Here is a 9,675-nt window from a genome sequence, read left to right on the forward strand (position 1 = left end):
GGATGCTTCATGCCGATGCGCGACGCGCCATAGCCGCCCATGGAGTGACCAACAAGACCGCGGCTGGCGCGATCGGGGATGGTGCGGTAGTGCGCGTCTATGTAAGAGACGACGTCGTGCGAGATGAACTTCTCAAAGTCGCCGGTGGTGGCGGAACTTGAGTACATCGATCCGTTATAGATGGTTTTGGAATCGGGCAGGACGACGATCATTTCCTTCGTGCCAAGTGCGAACGTGCCTTCGACGGTCTGCGGAACGTGGATTTCGTGCGTCCATTGTTCGGCGCCGATGGAGTAGCCGTGCAACGCGTAGACCACGGGATAGCGACGCTTCTTGTCTTTCTGGTAGCTGGGCGGCAGAAAAACGATGACGTCACGATCGACGGCGTCGCCTTCAAGATTGCCTTCAAGTGCCGTGCCGTGGATCTTGATGTGCTCCACTGCCACAGGCTTTGCGCCAGAGACAACTTCGGGAACGTTTGTCTGCACCTGCGCCGCGAGCGATGAACCGGGTGCAACTGCCAATGTGATTGCGCACGCAATGAACAACTTCGTTGATTTCATCTAGAACCTCTCTCGAAAGACCCGGCTACTGCACCGGGTAGGAATAAATGTTCACGCTGAAGGGGCGCACGGTGATGGTTGCGGGCAGCGATCCCAGCGCTTGTTCTTCGACTTGAACCTCGGGTTTCTTATCGACCTGAACAGTTGCATCGATGGAGTTGGGAGCCATGCGCCACACCTTTCCTGCGCTCACAAGCTTCGTTCCGCTGATCGCAATCTTGATGCTCTGCTCGGAATCAGAAGGATTGAGCACGGCAATGGCGAGAGTCTTGCGATCTTCACTTAACGCGGCACTCACATCCAGCGGATACGTGTCGCTGCCGGGGTTGACGGCGGGTTGATCGCCGCCAGCCGGAAACGTCGGCTTCGGCTGCGGAGAATCACCGGTTACCTCGACGGGAATAGTGCCGAAGTGATCGCGGTACATCTTGAACAGCATTCCAGTGGGATTGAGGACGGCTTCAGTTCGGTTCTGGCTCATCATTGCGGTCGCGAAGGTGAACGCCCCCATCTGAAAGATCTCGGAGTGGCGGAACATTTCGTGGAAGGCCCATGCGTATGCCGGAACGACCTTATATCCGTCGCGATTACCGCCGAAATAGGCCCACTCGTCGATCGCAATCGGAACAGGTTTGGCACGGAGCGCTGGGATACGCTTCAGGTACTCCTGATAGTGCTCATATTTCGCGCGAACCTGGACGGCGGGTGCGCGTTCCCATTCGAGCAGCGATAGAGGAGGCTCGATTGGCACCTTCTTTTGCAGCTTGATGTTGGTATGTTGCGTGCCCGATGCGTAGTAATGCTCGCTGACCATATCGATGTTCTCGAGACAGTTGAGGAGCATCTGGCCGGTCCAGTCGGCTGGCGAAAGATAATCGGGAACATACTGGCCGTTAATACGCCTCGCCTGATCGGCTCCTTCCATCACGTCGGGCATGGCTCCTCCCGCAATGAGCTTGATGGATGGGTCCACCTTCTTCATCTCTTTCGCGAAGAGGTTGTGCTTCAACTCAAATTGCGGAAGAGACATCGAGCCCATCTGGTAGTCGCCCCAGGGCTCGTTACCAACTCCCCACCACTGCACATGATAAGGAGCAGGGTGGCCATTTGCGGCTCGCCATTTTCCCATAGGCGTTGTTGCGGCTCCGTTGGTGTACTCGACTAGCTCACGCGCAGACCATGCGTCGCCGAAGCCCGCATTGACAGTGATGTAAGGATCGACGCCAAGAAGACGGCATAGCGTGAGAAACTCGTCCGTGCCGACGTCGTTGGGCTGCACGGCGTGCCAGACGGGATCGAAGATGGGCGGCCGCTTATCGATGTCACCTACGCCGTAGCGCCATTCATATGCGGAGACAAAGTTGCCTCCCGGAAAGCGGAGGACGCCGAAGCGCAGTTGCTTGAGCGCTGCTACGACCTCCGGACGGAAGCCTTCAATATTGTCCGCAGGCATGAGCGAGACCGCGCCGACATGAAAGGAGCCCGAGCCGGTGCCCGTGATCTCAAGAGTGGCTTCGTCAGTGTCGGTTCTGGCGGTATACCGCAACGGGAACTTGCGGTAGGCGATGCCGAGGGAGCCGATGGTGACTGTCTGACGATCGGTGGGCTCCTTACCCCAGATGAGCGTTACTTTAACCGCCGCGCCGGGAGAGCCTGCGAGAACGATCCGCCCTGTGTAAGACATGCCTTTACGAACGGCGATTCCGGATTGGCCCAAACCGTGCGCCTCTTTTGCACCTAGCTTGACCAACGGCGAATGATCGCCAGTGTATGGATCCTTGGTGTCTATGGTGACTGCATCCTCGCCTCCGATGGGAGCCCACCAGCGCGTAGGAACGCGGCGAAAGCGGGGATTGCCCGCAGGATTGCCCATCATGGGCGGTGGCGTCGGCGCGCTCATGGCGACCGGGTAGAAGAACTTGCGATCGACAAGCATCTCAGACCAAATGCCAGTGTTGACGATATCGCCGCCGTGCTCAAGAAACTGGCCGTAGATATTTTTCGAGATAGGCGCGCCAGTCTTCGCGGTATCGATGGTTGCGGTGACAATGCGAGTCTGAGAGGAAGCGCCTGAAGTCAGCGCAAGCACCGCGAGGAAGCACATTGCGGGTCGTTGGGTAAGCGTTTTCGCGACGATCTTCAGGAGCAGATGCATGGTCCGTTTCTCCCAATACTGGATGGAGCAAAATGTGCGTACAACCGGCCCGTCGTTAAATTTCGCATCGAGTGCCAGTAGCGTCCATGGGCTCTCAATCGAGCGCAGTTCGCGATTACGGCTCAATCGAGATGACGGTCACTGATCGAGACGCTACCGTGAGCGAAAGCTTGCCGTTCTGAACCTTCACTGCAGTCGGCTTCGGCACAACTGTACTCGGTGAATCAAAGGTGTTGATACTGTCTACTGCAACTCCCGTTAACGTCTCCGCCTTTGCCGACTTTGCCACGATGCCGGCAACATCTACATCGATCGTTGCGGGGCTTTCCGCATCGAGGTCAGTGATCTCAAGCAACAGCTTCCCGTCCGCCCCCTTTGCCGCAATCGCGTCGACGTGCGGCAGGATTACGCTTCCATGGGCGTAGGTTCCCGCATCGAAGGTTACCGGAATGAACGTGGCATCTTGAAACGGAACGTACATTTTGAAGACGTAATAGGTGGGTGTCAGGACCATTTTCTCTTTGTCGGTGAGGATCATCGCCTGAAGCACGTTGATCATCTGGGCGATGTTGGCCATGCGGACGCGGTCGGCGTGGCGGGCAAAGATGTTCAGGTTAAGCGACGCGAGAATGGCATCGCGAACGCTGTTCTGCTGGACGAGGAAAGCCGGATTGGAGCCGGTCAGCGGCGCATGCCATGCTCCCCACTCATCCACAGACAAGGTCACTTTCTTCTCCGGGTCGTACCTGTCCATCACCGCTTCCTGTTTGCGCAGGAACTCATCCATGAAGAGGGTGGATTTAATTGTTTTGACGTAGTCGTCCAGCCCGAACTTCTCCGAGGGGGTCGACGGTGGCCAGCCATTGGGAACCGTGTACCAGTGCAACGAGACGCCGTTGATATCCCAGGCCCAGGTGTGCTTCTTCCACGCCTGCATCACGGCTTCGGTCCACGTGGCGTCAGGCGTGCCGGGGCCCACGGCGATCTTCAACATCTGGTCCTTGCTGCGTTGCGCGGGATTCATGTTGATCACAAAGCGGCTGTACACCTTCATCAGGCTGACGTAGTAGTCAGGCGTCATCGCGCCGCCGCAGTCCCAACTCTCGTTTCCGAGGCCGAGGAATCCGACTTTGTACGGCTCAGGATGGCCGTTGGCGGCTCGCTCTTTGGCGAGAGCCGTGGGCGCAGCGGCCGTCATGTATTCAAGCCACTCGGCCGCTTCTTGCGTCGTGCCGGAGCCGACATTGACGGACACGTAGGGTGTGCTGCCAATCTGCTGGATGAAATCCATAAACTCATCGGTGCCGAAGGCATTGGTGTCGATAACGTCGCCCCATGCCGAGTTCACTGTTGCCGGGCGCTTATCCCGTGGGCCGATTCCCTTGCGCCAGTGATACTGGTCGGCAAAGCAGCCGCCCGGCCAGCGGACGTTGGGCACCTTCAGTTCCTTCAGAGCGGCCACTACGTCGTTGCGGATTCCGCGAGTGTTCGGAATGGAAGAGTCAGGGCCGACCCAGATGCCTTCGTAAAGACCATGGCCGAGATTCTCAGCGAACTGGCCGAAGATGTTTCGATCGATTTTCGCGCCGGGCTTCGACGCGTCAACGGAGAGATGAATGGTGTCAGCAGCCATCAAGGGTGCGGACGAATAAAGGGCTAGCAAGCAAAAAAACGCAAGGACGCGACGTGCCACACAAGCCTCCGCTCAACCGGAACGCGATGGAGCGCTGGGACCGGCGCGCCGCCTTGGAACGGGCTCGCAATTTTCGGCCATCGTTCTCGCATGCCGTTCCGGAACCCTCGAATATACACAGAGCGAGCCGCCGCGAACAAGTCCATTAAATCGCTTTATTTCTGAGCAGTAATCGTTTACCATGCGCATGGCTCGAGAGAGCTGATCTGTCCGCGCCAAGCCGGCTCTCGCTCTCAAACCTGTCCGCTCGGAGGTGTACTTTGAAAGTGATTGCATTTGCAATGCTACTGGCAGCGAGCGTCTGTTTAGCGCAGGACCAGGGCGATTTCAAGCCCGCATCATCGAACGTTCTGGATGCGCAATATCCGAAGGTCGACGGCAACTCGCGCGTCCAAATTAGGTTTAAAGCGCCTGACGCCACGAAGGTGAAGCTCAATTTCTGGAGCGGTCCCAAGGTAGACATGGAGAAGCAGCCCGACGGCTTCTGGACCTTCACAACCGCGCCGATGGCTCCCGGGCTTCATTACTACACGATCATCGTGGATGGCGCCGAAGTCAGCGATCCCAGCAGCACTGCGTACTTCGGTGGGAGCAAGTGGGCAAGTGCTGTCGAGGTTCCCGAAGCCGGAGTGGATTACTACCAGCCCAACAATGTTCCGCATGGGCAGGTCCGGCAAGTTTGGTATCACTCCAGTGTGACCGGGACGTGGCGGGATGCCTTCGTATATTTACCTCCGGATTATGACACGCAGACGATTCACTACCCAGTGCTTTATCTGCAGCACGGCGGGGGTGAGGACGAGACCGGATGGACCCGTCAAGGCAAGGCCAATTTCATTCTCGACAACCTGATTGCGAGCGGAAACACAAAGCCGATGATCATCGTTATGGCCAACGGATACGCAAGCCGTGCCGGCTACGTCGTTCCCGACCTTACAGGAAAGCCGTTCGGCTCGCCTGAGTTCCTGAAAGTAATGCAAGAGCGGATGAGCGCATTCGAAGACGATATGACGCAGGTGCTGATTCCCTTCATCGACAAGACATTCCGTACACTCCCAGATCGCGATCACCGCGCCATGGCCGGACTTTCAATGGGAGGCATGCAGACGTTCCAGGTGACATTCGATCATCTCGACCTGTTCTCATACATCGGCGGATTCAGCGGCGCAGCCAACGTGTTTCTGACCGGGAACGGGAAAATGGATACGAAGACTGCATTCAACGGAGCCATGGCCGATCCGGCAGCGTTTGCCAGGCGAGTGCATCTATTGTGGATCGGCGTGGGAACCAACGAGCCTGAGCGTATGAAGACCGGACTGGAGAATCTAAACGCGTCCCTCGACGAAGGAAAGATTCAGCACGTCTTTTACGAGTCGCCCGGCACTGATCACGAATGGCAGACCTGGCGCCGGGATTTAAAAAACTTTGCACCTCGCCTGTTCCAGACGCGGAGCCCATCAGCAACTTCCGCGCGATAGGGCGGGCAGCAAAGTGCGGGCCAGACGATAACGCGGATTATTCATTGAGGATCACATGAGCAGATTCAGAACACAAACGATCGCGAGGTTTGTTCTCGGAGTTGGAACGCTCTGTTTGGCCTTGCTCGCACCGACTGCAGGCGCACAAGGTGGCGGAACTCCTCCATATCTGGACACCAATTTAACGCCAGAACAGAGGGCTGCCGACCTGGTCCACCGCATGACTCTCGCGGAGAAGGCCACGCAAATGCAGAACAACTCCGCGGCGGTTCCACGGCTCAACGTTCCCGCCTACCAATGGTGGAGTGAAGCCCTTCACGGAGTGATCAATGAAGGTGTAACTGAGTATCCCGAGCCCATCGGTCTTGCTGCCACATTCGATGCGCCTGCCATTCACGCTATGGCGGCACAGATCGGCATTGAGGGACGCATCAAGCACGTGCAAAATGCGCGCGAGGGACACACCGGCATCATGGGAGGCCTCGATTTCTGGTCCCCCAATCTGAACATCTTTCGTGACCCGCGCTGGGGCCGCGGTCAGGAAACCTACGGCGAAGACCCTTTCCTCACGGGCCGCATGGGCGTTGCCTACGTGACCGGTTTGCAGGGCAACGATCCAAAGTATTACCTGGCGATTGCAACGCCGAAACACTACGCCGTACACAGCGGGCCTGAGCCGACGCGCCACTTTGCCGATGTGGACGTGAGCAAGCACGACCAGATTGATACGTACGAGCCTGCGTTTCGCGCTGCCATCGTGGAAGGCAAGGCTGGCTCCGTCATGTGCGCTTACAACGCGATCAATGGTGAGCCAGCATGCGCCAACCAGTTCCTGCTCCAGGACCAGTTGCGCGGCAAATGGGGATTCCAGGGATACGTGGTCTCCGACTGCGACGCGGTTCGCGACGTAGCAGCCAACCACCGTTATCGCCCGACACAGGCACAGGGCGCGGCCATCTCCGTCATCCGGGGCATGGACAACGAGTGCGTCACGTTCACGTCGAGGTTTGGCGAACCCGTAGAGAAAGCCTACATTGATGCGGTGCAGGAAGGGTACCTGCCAGAGAGCACGCTCGACACCGCTCTCATCCGCTTGTTTACTGCGCGCATCAAGCTCGGTATGTTCGACCCGCCTGACATGGTTCCCTACACCAAGATCGATGAAAAGGAACTCGACAGCGCCGAACATCGCGCACACGCTCGCAAACTCGCGAACGAGTCCATCGTCCTTCTCAAGAACGACGGTCTGCTTCCCCTCAAGCCGGGAATTAAAAAGATCGCCGTCATCGGTCCGCTCGCCGACCAGACCAGGCCGCTGATCGGAAACTATGCCGGTCAGCCCACACATATCGTTTCCATTCTGGATGGCATTCGCGCAGAGTTCCCCAAGGCCGTCATCACGTTTGTCGCCGGAACTCAGTTCCTCCGCACCGATGGAACTCCCGTGCCGGATAGCCTTCTTACCACCTCCGATGGCAAGCCCGGCCTCAAGGCCGACTACAACGAGGGCATGAGGCGCGGACAAGCGACTGAGGCGAATACAAAACCGCTCGTCACCCGTACAGAGACCAATGTCAATCTCACCGAAAATAACTTGCCGGCAGAAATTGCCGAAAGGAAGACTTTCGGCGTCCAATGGTCCGGATTCCTCACACCAACGGAATCAGGTGAATTTCTCTTGGGCATACGTTGCGAAGGATTCGGCAGGGTTACGGTTGATGGTAAGCAGGTTGCAACAGCGTTTGGCGGTGGCTCGCGAGGACTCTCATCCGGCGTGGGCCGCGTGCGCCTCGAAAAGGGGCGGAAGATCGCGCTCGAAATCTCCTATGGAACCAGAAACAGCGGAACCAGGAGCACCAAGCCGCATGCGGAGCTGATCTGGGCGAAGTACAACGGCGCTCCCTCGCAGGAGGCCATTACCGCTGCAAGGAATGCCGATGCCGTGATTGCCGTCGTGGGAATCACCAGCCAGCTCGAAGGCGAGGAGATGCCGGTAAGTGAACCTGGATTTCTCGGCGGAGATCGCACCAGCATCGATCTTCCCCAGCCCGAAGAAGAACTGGTCGAAGCCGTAGCAGCCACCGGCAGACCGCTCGCTGTGGTTCTCATCAATGGCAGTGCCTTGGCTGTCAACTGGATCAACGAGCACGCCAACGCCGTCTTCGACGCATGGTATCCGGGAGAAGAGGGCGGAGCGGCGGTGGCTGAAACGCTTAGCGGAAAGAACAATCCCGCGGGACGGCTACCAGTTACGTTCTACACCAGCGTCAGCCAGTTGCCAAACTTCGAAGACTACGGAATGGCGAACCGAACTTATCGCTATTTCAATGAAAAGCCCCTCTATCCGTTTGGCTACGGACTCAGCTACACAACCTTCAAGTACACCAACCTCAGCGTTCCCGCGCAAGATGTGCAGGCCGGGCAGTCGGTGAGTGCCGACGTGACGGTAACCAACATCGGCAAGGTCGAAGGAGATGAGGTCGTTCAACTCTATCTCAAGTTTCCGGACGTGAAAGGTGCACCCCTCATCGCTCTTCGCGGATTCCAGCGCATTCACCTCGCCCCCGGGGCGAGCCAGAAGGTTCACTTCGACTTGAAAGATCGCGACCTGGTCATGGTGACCGAGGATGGAAATCCAATTGTCGCGCAAGGTGATTACACGATCAGCATCGGAGGAGGCCAGCCCAATACAGGAACGCCAACAGCCACCGGGAAATTCCGTATTCAGGGCCAGATCGCGTTGCCGGAATGAACGATGGCCTCTGATCACCGCAAGAACGAAGGGGGATTCATGCACAGACGGGATTTCTGCAAACTACTTGCAATCGCTGCAGCATCGAAAGCCGTGCCAGCCTCGGCGCAGCCCTCGCAGGAGAACGGGCCTGACCTGCCGAAAGGCTTCAACCAATACACGCAGGACTACGCTCAGTTTTGCGCGCTGCCGCCGGAGAGGAGAGTTTTCTATAAGGTAAGCGACGGCAAGATCGTCGAAGAACAGCTCGATGAGGCCGCATGGGAACCTTCAGCGTGGAACTACAACCCCACAGCACAGTCGATTGCGGGCGGACTTTGGGATGATGTGCCCCTGCATTCGCCAATCCCCAATCTTGCCGGCGATGGTCCGTTCAAACCCACCTGGGATTCGTTGCTTGAGTACGAAGCCCCGGATTGGTACCAGGATGCCAAGTTCGGCATCTGGGCTCACTGGAGTCCACAGTGCGTTGCCGAAGCGGGAGACTGGTACGCACGCAATATGTATGTCGAGGACCAGAGGCAATACAAATATCAACTCGAACACTACGGTCCACCTTCGCAGTTCGGGTACAAGGAACTGTGCGCACAGTGGACGCTGTTGAATTGGGAACCGGACGAGTTGATAACGCGCTATAGAAATGCGGGCGCGAAGATATTCGTCGCTTTGGCCAATCACCACGATAGCTTTGACGCGTGGAACTCGAAGCATCAGCCCTGGAATGCAGCTGCTGTTGGTCCGCATCGTGATGTGATCGGCACATGGGCTGCGGCGGCACGAAAGCAGGGGTTGCGGTTCGGCGTAACAGTGCATCAGGCGCGCAACTGGTGGTGGTTCCAGCCTTCGCACAGTGCCGACAAATCCGGCCCAAACGCTGGTATTCCCTATGATGGCCGTCTGACGCAGACAGAAGGCAAAGATCAGTGGTGGCAGGGGCTCGATCCTCAGCGACTCTATGGCGTAAAACACCCGGCCAGTGCATTGCCCGACACATCGTATGTGAAGAATTTCTACGATCGGACGCGCGATCTCAT

6 protein-coding genes are annotated in these 9,675 nt (G+C 57.6%); 3 read left to right on the plus strand and 3 right to left on the minus strand.

Annotation, left to right across the window (positions count from 1 at the left end; all coding sequences use genetic code 11):
- From WA354_RS13660 to WA354_RS13670, 3 genes are all read right to left on the minus strand, one after another.
- Positions 1-563, minus strand: a 563-nt coding sequence (locus WA354_RS13660) for an alpha/beta hydrolase (protein WP_472813567.1), incomplete at its 3' end; no start/stop codon positions are given.
- A gap of 25 nt (positions 564-588) precedes the next feature.
- Positions 589-2,718 carry an alpha-N-arabinofuranosidase gene (locus WA354_RS13665; RefSeq protein ID WP_472813568.1) on the minus strand — a complete coding sequence of 710 codons (2,130 nt, stop codon included), beginning with the start codon at positions 2,716-2,718 and terminating at the stop codon, positions 589-591.
- A gap of 115 nt (positions 2,719-2,833) precedes the next feature.
- Positions 2,834-4,411 (minus strand): alpha-N-arabinofuranosidase, encoded by a 1,578-nt coding sequence (locus tag WA354_RS13670; RefSeq protein WP_472813569.1) that lies wholly within the window; start codon positions 4,409-4,411, stop codon positions 2,834-2,836.
- A 266-nt stretch (positions 4,412-4,677) separates the two neighbouring features.
- On the opposite strand from WA354_RS13670, the gene WA354_RS13675 reads away from it, so the two are divergent.
- The 3 genes from WA354_RS13675 to WA354_RS13685 all read left to right on the plus strand — a co-directional run.
- Complete coding sequence (locus WA354_RS13675) at positions 4,678-5,889, plus strand: alpha/beta hydrolase-fold protein (RefSeq protein ID WP_472813572.1); 1,212 nt, start codon at positions 4,678-4,680, stop codon at positions 5,887-5,889.
- Between the two features lie 55 nt (positions 5,890-5,944).
- Positions 5,945-8,641, plus strand: coding sequence for a glycoside hydrolase family 3 C-terminal domain-containing protein (locus tag WA354_RS13680; protein WP_472813570.1), 2,697 nt, complete (start codon positions 5,945-5,947; stop codon positions 8,639-8,641).
- A 39-nt stretch (positions 8,642-8,680) separates the two neighbouring features.
- Positions 8,681-9,675: alpha-L-fucosidase (locus WA354_RS13685; RefSeq protein ID WP_472813571.1), on the plus strand; the 995-nt coding region annotated here is incomplete at its 3' end.

The sequence above is a fragment of the Occallatibacter sp. genome (assembly GCF_049802275.1).
GTDB lineage: Bacteria > Acidobacteriota > Terriglobia > Terriglobales > Acidobacteriaceae > Telmatobacter.

Coding starts and splice junctions, on each gene's coding strand:
- WA354_RS13665 (WP_472813568.1), bottom strand. CDS start 2,718: ATGCATCTGCTCCTGAAGATCGTCGCGAAAACGCTTACCCAACGACCC.
- WA354_RS13680 (WP_472813570.1), top strand. CDS start 5,945: ATGAGCAGATTCAGAACACAAACGATCGCGAGGTTTGTTCTCGGAGTT.